Below are 15,887 nucleotides of genomic sequence, written 5' to 3' on the forward strand. Positions count from 1 at the left end.
GCTGATCGAACTCGATTGAACCGCAATCGAGCTATCGATGATCAAGGGCGGGAGCGGGCATTCCTCCAATGACGCCGGCGGAAAATATCAAACCCGCTGACGGCCCGCTCGGACGGCCTCGACAATATCGATGGCGGCCCGGACGCCGCTCTCTATATCCAACTGAGAGTTGTCAAGCAAGTAAGCATCCGGTGCTTGTTTTAAAGGAGCGACTGCGCGGTTCTGGTCGCGCTCGTCCCGCGCCAGGATGTCGGCCAGGACGACGGCTTCATCCGCCTCCTCGCCCCGGGCACGCGCCTCCAGCGTCCGGCGCCGGGCGCGGATCTTGGGATCGGCGACGACATAGATTTTCACGTCGGCGGTGGGGCAGATCACCGTGCCGATGTCGCGGCCGTCGAGCACGGCGCCCGGCGGGCCTGCTGCGAACTGGCGCTGAAACGTGACCAGCGCCTCCCGGACCTTCGGCAGGGCCGAGACGACCGAGGCCGCGGAACCCACCGCCTGCGATTTCAGGGCCGGATTGTCGAAGCTTTCCGGATCGAGCTTCAAGGCCGCCTGCACCGCCCTGGCTTCATCGTTCAGGTCGATACCGGTGGTCAGCAGGGCATGGGCCACGGCACGGTAGATCACGCCGGTATCAAGGTGCCGGTATCCGTAATGCGCCGCCAGCCGCTTGGCGAGCGTGCCCTTGCCGGAGGCCGCCGGGCCGTCGATGGCGATGATCATGCGAAATCCGCGCCCGCCTTGCGCATCAGCGGGATGAAATCCGGGAAGCTGGTGGCGATGAAGGCGGTGTCGTCGACCTTGACCGGCTGATCGGCCGCCAGCCCCATCACCAGGGCCGACATCGCGATCCGGTGATCCATATGGGTTGCCACCAATCCGCCGCCGGGCACATGGCCCCTGCCCTCCACGATCAGGTCGTCGCCCGAGATCTTGACCTTGACACCGTTGACCCGCAGCATCGCCGCGGTCGCCTCCAGCCGATCGGACTCCTTGACGCGCAGCTCGTGCAGGCCGCGCATGACCGTGGTCCCCTCGGCATAGGCTGCAGCCACCGCCAGCACGAGATATTCGTCGATCATGGATGGCGCGCGCTCCGGCGGCACCTCGACCCCGCGCAAGCGCGAGGCCCGGACCCGCAGCCGCGCCATCGGCTCGCCGGCATCGCCGCGGACGTCGCGCTCCTCGATCGACGCGCCCATCTCGCGGAGCGTCGTGAACAGGCCGGTGCGCAGCGGATTGGTCATCACGTCCGGCAATTCAATGTCGGAGCCCTCGACGATCAGCGCGGCCACCACCGGAAACGCCGCCGAAGAGGGGTCGGCCGGAACGATCACCCTCGCGCCGCACAGCTCGGGCTGGCCAGTCAGCGCGATACGCCGGCCGTGCGCGCCTTCCGCAGTCGTGACGATCTCGGCGCCGAAATGCTTCAGCATCAGCTCGGTGTGGTCGCGGCTCGCCTCCCGCTCGATCACGGTGGTGATGCCGGGGGCGGCCAGTCCCGCCAGCAGCACCGCCGACTTGATCTGCGCCGAGGCCACCGGAGTGCGATATTCGATCGGAACCGGGTCACGGGCGCCCTGCAGGGTCAAAGGCAGCTTGCCACCCTCGCCGCCGGCAATGACCTTGGCGCCCATCAAAGCGAGCGGATCGAGCACCCGGCGCATCGGCCGGCTGCGCAGCGACGCGTCGCCGTCGAACACGGCCGTGATCGGGCAGCCCGCCACTGCGCCCATCACCAGCCGGCAGCCGGTGCCGGAATTGCCAAAATCCAGGGTTTCGCTCGGCTGGGCGAAACCACCGACGCCGACCCCGCGGACAGACCAGGCAAAATCGCCCGTGCGCTGCACGGTGGCGCCCAGCGCCCGCATCGACTTGGCGGTGTTGAGCACGTCTTCGCCCTCGAGCAGGCCGGAAATCGTGGTCTCGCCGACCGCAAGGGCCCCCAGAATGAGGGCGCGGTGAGAGATCGATTTGTCGCCTGGGACGCGAATCGTACCCGTCAGGGGGCCACTGGCGCGGGATTCGAGCGGGGTCGGGGCTACTGAAGCGGACAAGGTCATACCCTCGGGTCAAGTCGGGGTCGGCAGGTATCACACGCCTGCCCGGCCGTCACCGGCCAACGAAATTCTCGTGCGCAGCGCTATTGACAGCGGCCCCGCAACTAGCCAAGTGAAGCACCGCTTTTCAGACATTGCCAGGACGCTGCACGTGGCCAAAGCCGAGCTTGGAACCAAACGCGTTTGCCCGACGACGGGCAAAAAGTTCTATGACCTCAACAAGAACCCGGTGATTTCACCCTACACCGGCGAGGTGGTGCCGATTGCGCCTGTGGCACCGGCGCGGATGCCGCGCGGCGAGGCCGCCCGGGCTGCAGCCCATGCCGACACCACGCCGGAGCCGGCGGAGACCGAAGAGTTGGTCTCGCTCGAGGAGGCCGATGCCGAGGAGAACACCGGGAAGGTCAAGGCGGCCGTTCCCGAATCGGAAGACGACATCGAGATCGATGAGACCCTCGACGACGATGAGGACGATGACTCGACCTTCATCGCCGACGAAGAAGAAGGTGATGAGGACGTGACCGACATCATTGGCGACGTCGGCGGTGACGAAGACACTTGAGATAATTCTGAAAACGTGTTTCACGGTGCATCCCGGCGCGTCGCCCAGACCGCCGGTGCTGTTAAGGGGCCATAGCTCAGCTGGGAGAGCGCTTGCATGGCATGCAAGAGGTCGGCGGTTCGATCCCGCCTGGCTCCACCACGCTTCGCCCTTCGGGCTACGCGTGGCGCAGCCGCGCCGCAGCCTGAAGGGCGAAGCGTGGTGCCCGGCGAAGCCCAACGGGCGAAGACGGGCCGAGGCATACTCCAAGCTTTCGTTTCAGGCCTACGAGCGCAATGATCGATGTGGTACGTCTACATTATCCGTAGCGTTGCCTTTCCCGATCAAGAATATGTTGGCGCGACTGCTAATCTGAGGCAGCGCCTCCCAGACCATAACGCAGGCCGATCGCCGCACACAGCGAAGTTCAGACCGTGGACACTGGTCTGGTACTGCGCCTTTCCGGACAAACAGCGGGCGCTTGCGTTTGAGGCCTATCTCAAATCGCATTCGGGACGGGCATTCTCGAAGAAGCGTCTGGGCGGCCCTGCTTGAACGGGGCCTCTGCGGCAAAGCTCACCCCTCCCCCGCCGCCGCCGCCGCGTTCAGGCTGTCCCGCAGCGCCACCAGGTTCTTCTGCAGCGCCGTCAATTCGGCAACCGAGCATCCGGTCGCGGCGAGAATCGCCGGCGGCACGATGGTCCTGGCCTTCTCGCGCAAGCCTGCGCCCTGCGTGGTCAACGCCACCAGCACCTGCCGCTCGTCCTCGGCCGAGCGCGTGCGCTTCACCAGATGCGCGCTCTCCAGCCGCTTGAGCAGCGGGGTCAAGGTGCCGGAGTCCAGAAACAGCCGCTCACCGATCTCCTTGACCGACAGGCTGTCGCGCTCCCAAAGCACCAGCATCACCAGATATTGCGGATAGGTCAGCCCGAGCCGGTCCAGCAGCGGCTTATAGACGCGATTGAACGCATGCGCGGTCGAATACACCGCAAAACAGAGCTGGTTTCCGAGCAGAAGCGGCGCGTCCGCCGCGGCTTTCTTAGGCATGCTGACCTCAGCGCAGATCGTGACCCATCTAGGGTGCGACGGGTCCGCCGATCAACGGCGGGCGTCGTGATCACGAATTTTCGATCGACAACTATATTGTACACAATTGAATTGCGTGCAATATGCTTTCGCATTGAAATTCACAAAGCGGGAGACCCGACCATGTCCGTGAACGTGCTCTACAAGACCAGCGCCAAGGCAACCGGCGGCCGCGACGGCGAGGCCAAGACCCTCGACGGCGCGCTGAGCGTCAAGCTCGCAACGCCGAAGGAACTCGGCGGTGGCGGCGGCGCCGGCAACAACCCCGAGCAGCTGTTCGCCGCCGGCTACGCCGCCTGCTTCCTCGGCGCGATGAAGTTCGTGGCCTCCCAGGGCGGCCCGAAGGTGCCGGCCGACACCTCCGTGACCTCCACCGTCGGCATCGGACCGCGCTCGGAAGGCGGCTTCGGCATCACCGTCGAGCTTGCAGTGTCGCTGCCCGGTCTCGCCAAGGCCGACGCGGAAGCGCTGGTCGAGAAGGCGCATCAGGTGTGCCCCTATTCGAACGCCACTCGCGGCAATGTCGACGTCAAGCTGAGCGTGGTTTGACCTTAGTTATTCCATGATACGGCAGGGGATCGCACCCAGCGGTCCCCTGCTCTTTTGTGCATCGCCGCGTCGCGATCTCGGATTTGCGCCATCGCGCCGCCAATGCTTAATGATCGCGAGTTGGCTCAGAACCTCGCGAACCCAAAGATGACACCACCACCCTTTGCTCCTGGCGCGATGGCCGGCCTGCGCGTAATCGATCTGACGCGCGTGCTCGGCGGTCCCTATTGCACCCAGATTCTTGCCGATCACGGCGCCGACGTGATCAAGGTCGAGCCGCCGGCCGGCGACGAGGTGCGCGATTGGGGTCCGCCCTTTCACGAGGAGGACGCGGCCTACTTCGTCGGCATCAACCGCAACAAGCGCTCGGTCGGGCTGGACCTCGCCGCAGAAGGCGGTCGCACGGTGCTGATGAAGATGCTGGACACGGCGGACGTCCTGATCGAGAACTTCAAGCCGGGTACGCTGGAGAAGTGGGGCATCGGCAGCGATGTCCTGCGCGAGACATTCCCGAAGCTGGTGCATTGCCGCATCTGCGGCTTCGGCGCCGACGGACCTCGTGGCGGCAATCCCGGCTATGATGCGATCATCCAGGCGATGACCGGCATGATCGCCGCGACCGGCTCGCCCGAGAGCGGCCCGATGCGGATCGGCGTGCCGCTGGTCGACATCACCACCGGCCTCTATGCCGCGATCGGCATCCTGATGGCGCTGTCGGAGCGGCAACGCTCCGGGATCGGGCAGTTCCTGGAAGTGACGCTGTACGAGACCGGGCTCGCCATCATGCACCCGCACACGGCAAACTATTTCATGCATGGCAAGCCGCCGTCGCTGACCGGCAACGAGCACCCGAATCTCGTGCCTTACGCGATCTTCCCGACCAAGACCGACGACATCTTCATCGGCGTCGGCAATGACGGCACGTTCCGGAAACTGTGCAAGGAGATCGGCCGCCCCGAGCTCGGCACCGATCCGCGCTTTGCCCGCAATCGCGACCGCGTCGCCAACCGCGAGGCGCTGCGCGAAGAGCTCGCTGCCGTATTCAAAGAGTTCGACGCCGAGCCGCTGTGCGACCGGCTGCTCGGAGCCGGCCTGCCCGCCGGGCCGGTCCAGAAGATCGATCAGGCGTTGACCAATCCGCATACGCTCTACCGGGGCGATATTATCCAAAAGGATTGGTACAAGGGTGTCGCCTCGCCGATCCGGCTCGACCGCACCAAACCGAGCCTGCGCGCGACGCCCCCGAAATTCAGCCAGCACGCCCGCGAAGTGCTGGGCGAGTTCGGCTATTCGGAACCGGAGATCGAGACGCTGATGCAGCAAGGCGTCGTTTGCACCGAACGCAAACGCTGACGCCATCGACCTGTCGTCTCGTCGCCTTACAAGCTACGGGATGGCGGGCTCGCATGAGAGCTGAGTTTGCGCGTGCTTGCTTCGACCATTTCCCGCAGCCCGTGCGACGCACTTTTCCCCGCCTGTACAGACGGTTATAAGTTCACATAACCGTCATCTGACACTGCTACGGCCCCAACGCCGATGACGCTCCACGGGAGGTATTTTTTGATGTCACTTCGACAATTTTGCGCTGCCGCTGCAACTGCAGCCGCCTTGGCATTCACGGCCGCCTCGCCGGCTCATGCCGTGACCGAGATTCAGTGGTGGCACGCGATGACGGGCGCGAACAATGACGTCATCGTCAAGCTCGCCAATGATTTCAACGCGTCGCAGAGCGACTACAAGGTGGTCCCGACCTACAAGGGCAACTACGCCGATACTATGAATGCCGGCATCGCCGCCTTCCGTGCCGGTAACGCGCCGCACATCATGCAGGTCTTCGAGGTCGGCACCGCGACCATGATGGCCGCGACCGGCGCCGTGAAGCCGGTCTACAAGCTGATGCAGGAGGCCGGAGAGAAGTTCGATCCCAAGAGCTACCTGCCCGCGATCACCGGCTATTACTCGACCTCGAAGGGCGAGATGCTGTCGTTCCCCTTCAATTCGTCCTCCACAGTCATGTGGGTCAATCTCGATGCGCTGAAGAAAGCCAACATCGCCGAGATTCCGAAGACCTGGCCGGAAGTCTTCGACGATGCGAAGAAGCTGAAGGCTGCCGGCTATTCCACCTGCGGCTTCTCCGGCTCGTGGGTCACCTGGGTCAATCTCGAGCAGCTCTCGGCCTGGCACAACGTGCCGCTTGCCAGCAAGGCCAATGGCCTCGACGGCTTCGACACGGTTCTCGAGTTCAACGGGCCGCTGCAGGTCAAGCACCTGGAGAACCTGGTCGAGCTGCAGAAGGACAAGACTTACGACTATGCCGGCCGGACCAACACCGGCGAAGGCCGCTTCACCTCGGGCGAATGCCCGATCTACCTGACCTCGTCGTCGTTCTTCGGCAACGTCAAGGCCCAGGCCAAGTTCAACTTCACCGCAGCGCCGATGCCCTACTACCCCGACGTGAAGGGTGCCCCGCAGAACTCCATCATCGGCGGCGCCTCGCTCTGGGTCATGGGCGGCAAAACCGCAGAGGAATATAAGGGCGTCGCCAAATTCCTGACCTTCCTCTCGGACACCGACCGTCAGGTCTACATCCACAAGGAGTCCGGCTATCTGCCGATCACCAAGGCGGCCTACGAGAAGGCCAAGGCGGAAGGATTCTACAAGGACCAGCCCTACCTCGAAACGCCGCTGCTCGAACTGACCAACAAGGAGCCGACCGAGAATTCGCGCGGGCTGCGGCTCGGCAACATGGTGCAGCTCCGTGACGTCTGGTCCGAAGAGATCGAGCAGGCGCTCGCCGGCAAGAAGACCGCCAAACAGGCGCTTGATGCCGCCGTCGAGCGCGGCAACCAGATGCTGCGGCAGTTCGAAAAGACGGCCGTGAAGTGAGGCCGTGAGCGGCAGGCCGAATTGACGGCCTGCCGCTCCAAAACACCCATGCAGAAGAACGCGATTTTCCAATCAAAGCTGCTGCCCTACGCGCTGATTGCGCCTCAGCTCGCGATCGTCCTGATCTTTTTCTACTGGCCGGCGGCGCAAGCCGTCGTGCAGTCGTTCCTGCTGCAGGACGCGTTCGGACTTTCGACCAGCTTCGTCTGGTTCGAGAACTATCAGGATCTGCTGCAGGACGCCGATTACTTCGCCACGATCGGCCGCACCTTCGCGTTCTCATTCGCGATCGCGTTCTCGTCACTCTCGTTTGCGCTGCTGCTCGCCGTGATGGCGGATAAGCCGCTACGTGGCGGCACGCTGTATCGGACGCTGCTGATCTGGCCCTATGCGGTGGCTCCGCCGGTGGTCGGCGTGCTCTGGATCTTCATGCTGCACCCCTCGCTCGGCGTGCTTGCCCGCTATCTCCGCGCGATGGGCGTCGACTGGAACCCCTTGCTCGACGGCAATCAGGCGGCGCTGCTGATTATCCTGGCGGCCGCCTGGAAGCAGATTTCCTACAACTTCCTGTTCTTTCTCGCCGGCCTGCAGAGCATCCCGAGAAGCGTGATCGAGGCTGCCGCGATCGATGGCGCCCGCCCGATGCGACGCTTCTGGACCGTGATCTTCCCGCTGCTGTCGCCGACCATCTTCTTCCTGCTGGTCGTCAACATCGTCTATGCCTTCTTCGACACGTTCGGCATCATCGACACGATGACCCGCGGCGGCCCCGGCAAGTCGACGGTCACGCTGGTCTACAAGGTCTATACCGAGGGTCTGATCGGCGGCAATCTCGGCTCCTCGGCGGCGCAGTCGGTGATCCTGATGGTGATCGTCATCGTGCTGACGGCGGTCCAATTCCGCTTCGTCGAACGCAAGGTGACCTACTGATGGTCGAGCAAGAGGGCATTCGGCGCTACGTCGCCCATCTCATCCTGTGGATCGGGATCGTCATCGTCGCCTTCCCGGTCTACCTCGCCTTCATCGCCTCGACGCAGGACAATGCCGTGATTGCCAACGGGCAGATGTCGCTGCTGCCGGGCGGCCATTTCCTGCAGACCTATTACCAGACCATTTTCGTCGGCACGAGTGGCACGACCCGCGAGCCGGTCGCCACCATGCTGCTGAACTCGCTGGTGATGGCGCTGTTGATCGCGGTCGGCAAGATCGCGATCTCGATCATCTCGGCCTATGCGATCGTCTACTTCCGCTTTCCGTTCCGGATGCCGATCTTCTGGGTGATCTTCATCACCCTGATGCTGCCGGTGGAAGTGCGCATCTATCCGACCTACAAGATCACGGCCGACCTGCACATGCTCGACAGCTATGCGGGCCTGGCGCTGCCCTTGATCGCGTCCGCCACCGCAACCCTGCTGTTCCGGCAGTTCTTCATGACCGTGCCGGACGAGCTCCTGGAAGCCTCGCGCATCGACGGCGCAGGTCCCTTGCGCTTCTTCTGGGATACGCTGCTGCCGCTGTCGCGCACCAACATGGCGGCGCTGTTCGTCGTGCTCTTCATCTTCGGCTGGAACCAGTATCTCTGGCCGCTGCTGATCACGACACGCGACGACATGCAGACCATCCAGATCGGCATCCGCAAGATGATCACCACCACCGACGCGCTGACCGAGTGGCCGGTGGTGATGGCGACCGCCGTGCTCGCAATGCTCCCGCCGGTGTTCGTCGTCGTCGTCATGCAGAAGCTGTTCGTGCGCGGATTGGTGGAGACGGAAAAATGAGAGGGCAAATCGCGCGTGGTGAATGGCGAATAGAGATTCCCGCCGACGCCTGCCCCCTATTCGCTCCTTCTTATTCGCCATTCGCTGGACATCTCCATGGCTAACGTCACGCTCCGCAACGTCCGCAAGGTCTACCAAGGCGGCTTCGAGGCCATCAAAGGCATCGATTTCGAGGTCGGCGACGGCCAGTTCTGTGTTCTGGTCGGCCCCTCCGGCTGCGGCAAATCCACGCTGCTGCGGATGGTCGCAGGGCTGGAGACGATCACCTCGGGTGAGATCGATATCGGCGGCCGGATCGTCAACACGATCGAGCCGGCCGATCGGGACATCGCCATGGTGTTCCAGAACTACGCGCTCTACCCGCATATGAGCGTGTACAACAACATGGCCTATGGCCTGCGCAACCGCGGCATGAGCGAGGCCGAGATCAAGACGCGCGTCGAAGAGGCTGCGCGTATCCTCGAGCTCGGCGCGATGCTCCAGCGCAAGCCGCGGCAATTGTCCGGCGGCCAGCGCCAGCGCGTGGCGATGGGCCGCGCCATCGTGCGCCAGCCCAAGGTGTTTCTGTTCGACGAGCCGCTGTCCAATCTCGACGCCAAGCTCCGGATCGCGATGCGGGTCGAGATCCGCAAGCTGCAACGCCGGCTGAACACCACGGCAATCTACGTCACCCACGACCAGCTCGAGGCGATGACGCTCGCCGACATCCTGGTGGTGATGAATGGCGGACAGGTCGAGCAGATCGGCAATCCGCTGGACATCTATCACAAGCCGGCAACGACCTTCGTCGCGTCCTTCATCGGCGCGCCGCCGATGAACCTGATGCCGCTCGACGGCGCCAGATCGCAGCTGGATGGCTCGGGCCAGATCCCGGGCGACGCCGGCCTGCTCGGCATCCGGCCGGAGGATCTCGAGCTTGCCGAGGGACAGCCGGCCGGCGGTCTCGCGCTCGATCTGACCGTGGAGGCGATCGAGCATGTCGGGGCGGAGACGTTCGTCTATGGCGCGCGCCGGCCGTCCAATACGGCCGTCCAGACCGATGCGAACGGCACGCCGACCCTCGCGGCGACGGCGAACGACGTCATCGTGCGGGTGCCCGGCACAACGGCGCCCGCAATCGGCGCCGCCATCCGCGTGGTGGCGCCGCGCAACAGGCTGCATCTGTTTTCGGCCGACGGACGCCGCCGGATCGCGCTTTAACCCGTTCGAGACACACGCGGTTTAGGGGTTGGGCGGGCGCTTGAACCGCCCGGGGCTCGTGCCCATATTGCTGTTCAAGGGGTGCCGACAGGGCCCTGAAACGTCAAAGTCGCTTCGAGAGGACTTTGTAAACTATGTCTCGTGTTCCTACGCTTTCCAGTCCGTTTCTGCTGGGATTCGACGAGATCGAGCGCGTGCTCGACCGCGTCGTCAAAGGTGCCGACGGCTATCCGCCCTACAATATCGAGCGGTTCGAACGCACCAATGGCCAGCCCGAACGCCTGAGGATCACGCTGGCGGTCGCCGGTTTTACCCGCGACCAACTCGATGTCACCATTGAGGAAAACCAGCTCGTGATCCGCGGCCGGCAGCAGGACGACAAGACCCGGCAATACATCCATCGCGGCATTGCCGCGCGCCACTTCCAGCGCACATTCGTGCTGGCGGAGGGGATGCAGGTGCTGGGTGCGGATCTGAAGAACGGGCTGTTGTCGATCGACCTGGTCCGGCCGGAGCCGGAGCGGATTGTTAAGACAATCGCTATCAATGAACACGAATAATAGTTGGTATGGAACGAGTAGCGGACTCGACCGCTTAAGACTCAAAGATGAGGAGTCGAGACCATGAACGAGAGTAACGTTGCGTCTCAATTCGGCGTCTCCGCGGAGTCGCTGGCCAGTCTGGGCGAAGGTCACATCGCCTATGTGAAGCAGATCAGGTCCGAGGATGTGCCCGGACTGTTTCCGCAGGCACCGCAAATCGCGCCGGGACTGAAGCTGTTCGCGCTGCATGCCGCCGACGGCACGCCGATCATGCTCACCGATAGCCGCGAAGCCGCGATTGCGAATGCATGGAGCCACGAGCTGCAGGCCGTGAGCGTGCACTGACCAACGGTCTCGCCCATCGAGCGGCGGTCGATGCAAGCGTGAATGACCTTGATGGAGATGCGCGGATCTGTCCTTGAGACAGCTCCGCGTATTTTTTTGCCCTCACGATGACACAAGCGCTGCTCACGTCCATCACGTCTGCGGATGTCGCCGGCGCGCCGCTTGGCGCCGCGCTGCTGGCGCTCAACAATGCGCATGCCACCGAGCTGTCATGGCTGGACACGGACCGGTTCGTGCAGTTGGTCGCGCAGGCCTATGTCGCCTGGCGCATCGGGGAGGCTGACGCGCTGCTGATCGCGCTCGATCAGAACGCTGTCTACGACAACCCGAACTTCCATTGGTTTCGCGCGCGCTATCCGCGCTTCGTCTATGTCGACCGCATCGTGGTCGCGCCCTCGGCGCGCGGACGCGGTCTGGCGCGACAGCTTTATGACGCGTTGATCGGAAAAGCCACAGCCGGCGGCCGCGAGCGCATTGTCTGCGAAGTGAACCTCGACCCACCTAATCCGCGGTCCGACGCTTTTCACGCCGCCCTGGGCTTCACCGAGGTCGGCAGGGCCGGCATTCACGGCGGAGCCAAGACGGTGCGCTATCTGGCGCGCGATCTGCCGTGAACGTGATGCGGCATCAGGCCGCGGAGGCCGGGGGCAGCGCCAGGACGGAATAGATCGCCTGGGCATCACGGGACGCGCGCAGCTTCTTGGCGACGTCCTGGTCGCGCAGCAGCCGCGCGATGCGCGCCAGCGCCTTCAGGTGGTCGGCGCCGGCCCCTTCGGGGGCCAGCAGCAGGAAGATCAGGTCGACCGGCTGGCCGTCCATGGCCTCGAAATCGATCGGCCGTTCCAGCCGGGCGAACAGGCCGAACAGCTTCTCCAGCTTCGGTAGCTTGCCGTGGGGGATCGCAACGCCGTAGCCGACCGCCGTGGTGCCGAGCTTCTCGCGCTGCAAAAGCACCTCGAAAACGGTCCGCTCGTTCTGCCCGGTCAGCGCCGCGGCGCGCGCAGCCAGTTCCTGCAGCGCCTGCTTCTTGCTGTTGACCTTCAATGCGGGAAGAATCGCCTCGGGTGCGACCAGATCGGTAATCGGCATAGGGCGTTCCGAGGTGAATGAACCGTCAAGGGGCGAAAATAGGTCGGGACCGACCAGCGTCAAGGAGCTGAGGCGCGGGGCGGTTCGACCCGCCCGGGTCCGGTGCGAGGGGCTTCTACCCCAACGCAACGGCCGTGCCAACTCCCGCAAGCATGTTCCCAGGGCCTATCCTTAAGATCGTTGGACGACGTCCGAAAACCTGCCTCTTTCGCTGTCCGGGAGCGAAAATTCGCCAAGGAAGGCGGCAGTTCCTAGGCCTTCCCGGCGGGGGGATCCACCCAGCCGATATTACCGTCCGCGCGGCGGTAAATCACGTTGATCCGACCGCTGGAGCCGTGTTGGAACACCAGGCAGGGGGCACCCGACAAATCGAGCTCCAGCACCGCCTCGGACACCGACAGCCGCTTCAGCGCCGTGGTCGCCTCAGCGATGATCACAGGGTTGTAGGCGGAGACCTCCTCATCGCCCTCGGCGGGCGCCTCAATGACATAGCTCGGCACGTCCAAGAGGTCGGCGAGCGCCGCATTGGCGGCGTGCGTCTTGCGCGCGGAACGATCCTTCAACCGGCTCTTGTAGCGGCGCAGCCGCTTCTCGATCATCAGCAATGCCTGGTCGGCGCTGGCATAGGCGTCCGGCGCATTGGCCTCCGCTTCCAACGTGATTCCGGAATCGAGATGCAGCGCGCAATCGGTCCTGAAGCCGAAGCCGTCCTTGGAGAGCGTGATGTGGCCGGAGTAGTTGCCGTCGAAATATTTTCGGAGCACCTCCGCCGTGCGTTCGCTGACGCGCCCGCGCAGCGCCTCGCCGACGCTAATGCTCTTGCCGGAGATTCGCAGGGTCATTTGCCGCCTCGATCAATGTCAACCGAAGCCGAGACTAATCCGATTTGCGCAAGGCGCAAATCCGCGAAAGTCCCATATCGCCGTGCTGTCAGGCCGGAGCCGCGTCTCGGGAACGGTCTGAGCCGGACGGCGTCGAGAGTGCATGTGCGAGCATGTTCTGCTTGTCGCGCCGCCGCTGCACCGAGGATGGAATCCGCATCGCTTCACGGTATTTCGCGACCGTGCGGCGCGCGATGTCGATGCCGGCTGCGCGCAGTTTTTCGACAATTGTATCGTCGGACAGGATCGCCTGCGGATCCTCCGCATCGATCAGCTGCTTGATGTGGTGACGGACGGCTTCCGCGGAATGCGCCTCGCCACCATCGGCGGACGCGATCGACGCGGTGAAGAAATACTTCAGCTCGAAGGTGCCGCGATTGGTCGCCATGTATTTGTTGGCGGTGACACGCGACACGGTCGATTCGTGCATCTGAATGGCATCTGCAACAGCCTTCAGATTCAAGGGCCGCAGATGCGCGACGCCGTGGGTGAAGAACCCGTCCTGCTGGCGCACGATCTCGGTCGCAACTTTCAGGATCGTGCGCGCGCGCTGGTCGAGCGCACGCACCAGCCAGGTCGCGTTCTGCAGGCAGTCAGTGAAATAGGACTTGTCGCCGTCCTTGCGGATCGTCTTCGACAGTTCGGCATAATAGACCTGGTTCACGAGCACGCGCGGCAGCGTGTCGCTGTTGAGTTCGACCAGCCAGCCGCCGTCGGGTCCCGGCCGCACATAGACATCCGGCACCATGGTCTGCGTCCGCGTCGTGCCGAACTTCAGACCCGGCTTCGGATCGAGCCTGCGGATCTCGCCGATCATGTCGACGAGATCCTCGTCGTCGACGCCGCAGAGCTTGCGCAAGGCAATGAAATCGCGCTTGGCCAGGAGATCGAGATGCTCGATGAGCGCCTGCATCGCCGGATCGTAGCGATCGAGCTCGCGCAGCTGGATTGCCAGGCACTCGCTCAAATTCCGCGCGCAGATGCCGGGCGGATCGAACTTCTGCAATTCGTTGAGCACCGCCTCGACGTCGGCCTGTTCGGCCCCGAGCCGGTCGGCAGCCTGGCCGAGATCGGCCGGCAGATAGCCGGCCTCGTCGACGAGGTCGATCAGATACTGGCCGATCATGCGGTCGGCCGGCGCCGTGAAGGCGACCGCCGCCTGCTCGGCCAGATGGTCGGCCAGCGTGGTCTCGGCGGCAACGAACGCCTCGAGATTGTAGTCCTCATCGCTCGAGGCGCCGCCACCCCATTCGGTGTAGGTGGTCGGTGGCGCGTCCTGGGCGTTGCGCGCGGCAGCTTCCGCCGGCTCCTCGGAGAAGACGTTGTCGAGCCCGGTGTCGAGGGTCTGCTCGATCTCGGTCCGGCTGCCGAGATCGCGACTCATCCAGTCTTCCTGGGGAGCCTCGAAGCTTTCGCCACCGCCGCTCGCGTCAGCGAAATCCTCGCCGCCGCCTTCGGACTCCGAGAACTCGGCGCGCTCCGCGGTCTGCTCGCCAGCCACCGGCGCCTCGGGTCCGTCGGCTGCGCGCTCGAGCAACGGATTGCGCTCGAGCTCGTCTTCGACAAAGGTTGCGAGGTCGAGATTGGACAGCTGCAGCAGCTTGATGGCCTGCATCAGCTGCGGCGTCATCACCAGCGATTGCGACTGGCGGAATTCCAATCTCTGCGTCAGCGCCATGGAAGCAAGAACGTTCCCTAACAGTGGTCCAATTCTTGCTTATCCTACTCTGCGTCCGATGTACACGGCTTGACGAATAAGAAAATCGGACTATAGCGCGGCTGCAATAAGTGGTTACCGGCTGCAGCGCCGCCTACGTCCTTCGACAACGCTTGGCCGCTGTCGCGATCGCGACAAACCCGACAAAAATCGCCCGAACGCTACAGTCGGAATTCCTCTCCCAGGTAGAGCCGTCGCACGTCGGGGTCGGCGACGATCTCCTCGGGGCTGCCCTCGGTCAGGATCTGGCCGGCATAGACGATATAGGCGCGGTCGGTCAGGCCGAGCGTCTCGCGCACATTGTGGTCGGTGATCAGAACGCCGATGCCGCGATTGGTGAGATGGCGGACCAGCTGCTGGATGTCGCCGACAGCGATCGGATCGATGCCGGCGAACGGCTCGTCGAGCAGCATGTAGTTCGGCCGTGTCGCCAGTGCGCGGGCGATCTCGACGCGGCGGCGTTCGCCGCCGGACAGCGCGATGGACGGCGACTTGCGCAGGCGCGTGATGGTGAACTCTTCCAACAGCGCGTCGAGCTCGCGTTCGCGCTTCTTGCGCGACGGCTCGACCACTTCCAGCACCGCGCGGATGTTCTGTTCCACCGTGAGGCCGCGAAAGATCGAGGCTTCCTGCGGCAGATAGCCGATGCCGAGCCGCGCGCGCTGATACATCGGCAGCCTGGTGACGTCGTGGCCATCGAGCTCGATGGCGCCGCGATCGGCCTTGATCAGCCCGGTGATCATGTAGAACACCGTGGTCTTGCCGGCGCCGTTCGGTCCCAGCAGGCCCACCGCCTCGCCGCGCCGGACATAGATGCTGACGCCGCGGACGACTTGGCGGCTGCCAAAGCTCTTCTCGATCGAGTGGACGGCGAGAAAGCCCGGCCGGCGCAGCAGCTGCGGAGCGGCACCGGACTTCGCCGGCTTGGCGGCGGACCTGCCGGCTGAGGGCCGATTGTTGCGCGTCAGCGTTTCGGTGTTCTGCGGGGAGCGCGGATTGATGCGCGGCCCGGGCCGCTCGCCCACGCTGTCGGCAAGCGTCGCCAACGGATCGTCGATCGCGGTGATGTCCTCACGCGAACGCGCATAGCCCTGCTGGCCACGCTTTGCGGGCTGCCGACGGAACATGTCGCGTAGATCCACCATCCCCGCTTCGCTTAACTCGCTCGAAGGTGCCTCGCCACCCGCTCGCGCCTGATTCGCCCGTTCAC

General features: G+C 64.2%; 18 protein-coding genes and 1 tRNA gene. 12 read left to right on the top strand and 7 right to left on the bottom strand.

Annotated features, from left to right (window positions below; translation table 11 throughout):
• Window positions 1-87 precede the first annotated feature (87 nt).
• Window positions 88-726: a (d)CMP kinase gene (gene cmk, locus ACQR1W_RS10170; RefSeq protein WP_434850658.1), complete on the bottom strand. Its 639-nt coding sequence runs from the start codon at window positions 724-726 to the stop codon at window positions 88-90.
• The gene (aroA, locus tag ACQR1W_RS10175) at window positions 723-2,060 is read right to left on the bottom strand and encodes a 3-phosphoshikimate 1-carboxyvinyltransferase (RefSeq protein ID WP_434850659.1); all 1,338 of its coding nucleotides are present in this window, start codon (window positions 2,058-2,060) and stop codon (window positions 723-725) included. Before aroA ends, cmk begins: the two co-directional genes overlap by 4 nt.
• Window positions 2,061-2,214: 154 nt before the next feature.
• Between aroA and ACQR1W_RS10180 the strand changes: the two genes are divergently transcribed.
• The 3 genes from ACQR1W_RS10180 to ACQR1W_RS10190 all read left to right on the top strand — a co-directional run bounded on the left by ACQR1W_RS10180 (window position 2,215) and on the right by ACQR1W_RS10190 (window position 3,159).
• Entirely contained in the window at window positions 2,215-2,625 is a 411-nt protein-coding gene (locus ACQR1W_RS10180; RefSeq protein ID WP_008971957.1) for a TIGR02300 family protein, read from the top strand.
• A 65-nt stretch (window positions 2,626-2,690) separates the two neighbouring features.
• Window positions 2,691-2,766 (top strand) — tRNA-Ala (locus ACQR1W_RS10185).
• Window positions 2,767-2,907: 141 nt separating this feature from the next.
• Complete coding sequence (locus ACQR1W_RS10190) at window positions 2,908-3,159, top strand: GIY-YIG nuclease family protein (RefSeq protein ID WP_434850660.1); 252 nt, start codon at window positions 2,908-2,910, stop codon at window positions 3,157-3,159.
• A 21-nt stretch (window positions 3,160-3,180) separates the two neighbouring features.
• Here the strand turns inward: ACQR1W_RS10190 and ACQR1W_RS10195 are convergent, their stop codons facing one another.
• Window positions 3,181-3,651: a MarR family winged helix-turn-helix transcriptional regulator gene (locus tag ACQR1W_RS10195; RefSeq protein WP_434850661.1), complete on the bottom strand. Its 471-nt coding sequence runs from the start codon at window positions 3,649-3,651 to the stop codon at window positions 3,181-3,183.
• A 162-nt stretch (window positions 3,652-3,813) separates the two neighbouring features.
• On the opposite strand from ACQR1W_RS10195, the gene ACQR1W_RS10200 reads away from it, so the two are divergent.
• The 9 genes from ACQR1W_RS10200 to ACQR1W_RS10240 all read left to right on the top strand — a co-directional run bounded on the left by ACQR1W_RS10200 (window position 3,814) and on the right by ACQR1W_RS10240 (window position 11,604).
• A complete protein-coding gene (locus ACQR1W_RS10200; RefSeq protein ID WP_434850662.1) occupies window positions 3,814-4,239 on the top strand; it encodes an organic hydroperoxide resistance protein in 426 nt (141 codons plus the stop codon).
• Between the two features lie 147 nt (window positions 4,240-4,386).
• On the top strand, window positions 4,387-5,592 hold the full coding sequence (locus ACQR1W_RS10205) for a CaiB/BaiF CoA transferase family protein (RefSeq protein WP_434850663.1): 1,206 nt from the start codon (window positions 4,387-4,389) through the stop codon (window positions 5,590-5,592).
• Between the two features lie 210 nt (window positions 5,593-5,802).
• A complete protein-coding gene (gene ugpB / locus ACQR1W_RS10210) occupies window positions 5,803-7,125 on the top strand; it encodes a sn-glycerol-3-phosphate ABC transporter substrate-binding protein UgpB (protein ID WP_434850664.1) in 1,323 nt (440 codons plus the stop codon).
• 48 nt (window positions 7,126-7,173) lie between these two features.
• On the top strand, window positions 7,174-8,055 hold the full coding sequence (gene ugpA, locus ACQR1W_RS10215) for a sn-glycerol-3-phosphate ABC transporter permease UgpA (protein WP_434850665.1): 882 nt from the start codon (window positions 7,174-7,176) through the stop codon (window positions 8,053-8,055).
• The gene (gene ugpE, locus ACQR1W_RS10220; protein ID WP_434850666.1) at window positions 8,055-8,903 is read left to right on the top strand and encodes a sn-glycerol-3-phosphate ABC transporter permease UgpE; all 849 of its coding nucleotides are present in this window, start codon (window positions 8,055-8,057) and stop codon (window positions 8,901-8,903) included. Before ugpA ends, ugpE begins: the two co-directional genes overlap by 1 nt.
• 96 nt (window positions 8,904-8,999) lie before the next feature.
• Complete coding sequence (locus ACQR1W_RS10225) at window positions 9,000-10,103, top strand: sn-glycerol-3-phosphate import ATP-binding protein UgpC (protein ID WP_434850667.1); 1,104 nt, start codon at window positions 9,000-9,002, stop codon at window positions 10,101-10,103.
• Window positions 10,104-10,237: 134 nt separating this feature from the next.
• Window positions 10,238-10,663 (top strand): Hsp20 family protein, encoded by a 426-nt coding sequence (locus tag ACQR1W_RS10230; protein ID WP_008971965.1) that lies wholly within the window; start codon window positions 10,238-10,240, stop codon window positions 10,661-10,663.
• Between the two features lie 63 nt (window positions 10,664-10,726).
• Window positions 10,727-10,990: a DUF1150 family protein gene (locus tag ACQR1W_RS10235; protein ID WP_008971966.1), complete on the top strand. Its 264-nt coding sequence runs from the start codon at window positions 10,727-10,729 to the stop codon at window positions 10,988-10,990.
• 107 nt (window positions 10,991-11,097) lie between these two features.
• On the top strand, window positions 11,098-11,604 hold the full coding sequence (locus ACQR1W_RS10240; protein WP_434850668.1) for a GNAT family N-acetyltransferase: 507 nt from the start codon (window positions 11,098-11,100) through the stop codon (window positions 11,602-11,604).
• A gap of 13 nt (window positions 11,605-11,617) precedes the next feature.
• Here ACQR1W_RS10240 and ptsN read toward each other — a convergent pair whose 3' ends face one another.
• From ptsN to lptB, 4 genes are all read right to left on the bottom strand, one after another.
• Window positions 11,618-12,079, bottom strand: coding sequence for a PTS IIA-like nitrogen regulatory protein PtsN (gene ptsN, locus ACQR1W_RS10245; RefSeq protein WP_434850669.1), 462 nt, complete (start codon window positions 12,077-12,079; stop codon window positions 11,618-11,620).
• A gap of 251 nt (window positions 12,080-12,330) precedes the next feature.
• Window positions 12,331-12,921, bottom strand: a complete 591-nt coding sequence (gene hpf / locus ACQR1W_RS10250; protein ID WP_434850670.1) for a ribosome hibernation-promoting factor, HPF/YfiA family — start codon at window positions 12,919-12,921, stop codon at window positions 12,331-12,333.
• A gap of 88 nt (window positions 12,922-13,009) precedes the next feature.
• A complete protein-coding gene (gene rpoN, locus ACQR1W_RS10255) occupies window positions 13,010-14,638 on the bottom strand; it encodes an RNA polymerase factor sigma-54 (protein WP_434850671.1) in 1,629 nt (542 codons plus the stop codon).
• 200 nt (window positions 14,639-14,838) lie between these two features.
• Window positions 14,839-15,822 (bottom strand): LPS export ABC transporter ATP-binding protein, encoded by a 984-nt coding sequence (gene lptB / locus ACQR1W_RS10260; RefSeq protein WP_434850672.1) that lies wholly within the window; start codon window positions 15,820-15,822, stop codon window positions 14,839-14,841.
• Window positions 15,823-15,887 lie beyond the last annotated feature (65 nt).

It is taken from the genome of Bradyrhizobium sp. HKCCYLS1011 (assembly GCF_051167795.1).
GTDB lineage: Bacteria > Pseudomonadota > Alphaproteobacteria > Rhizobiales > Xanthobacteraceae > Bradyrhizobium.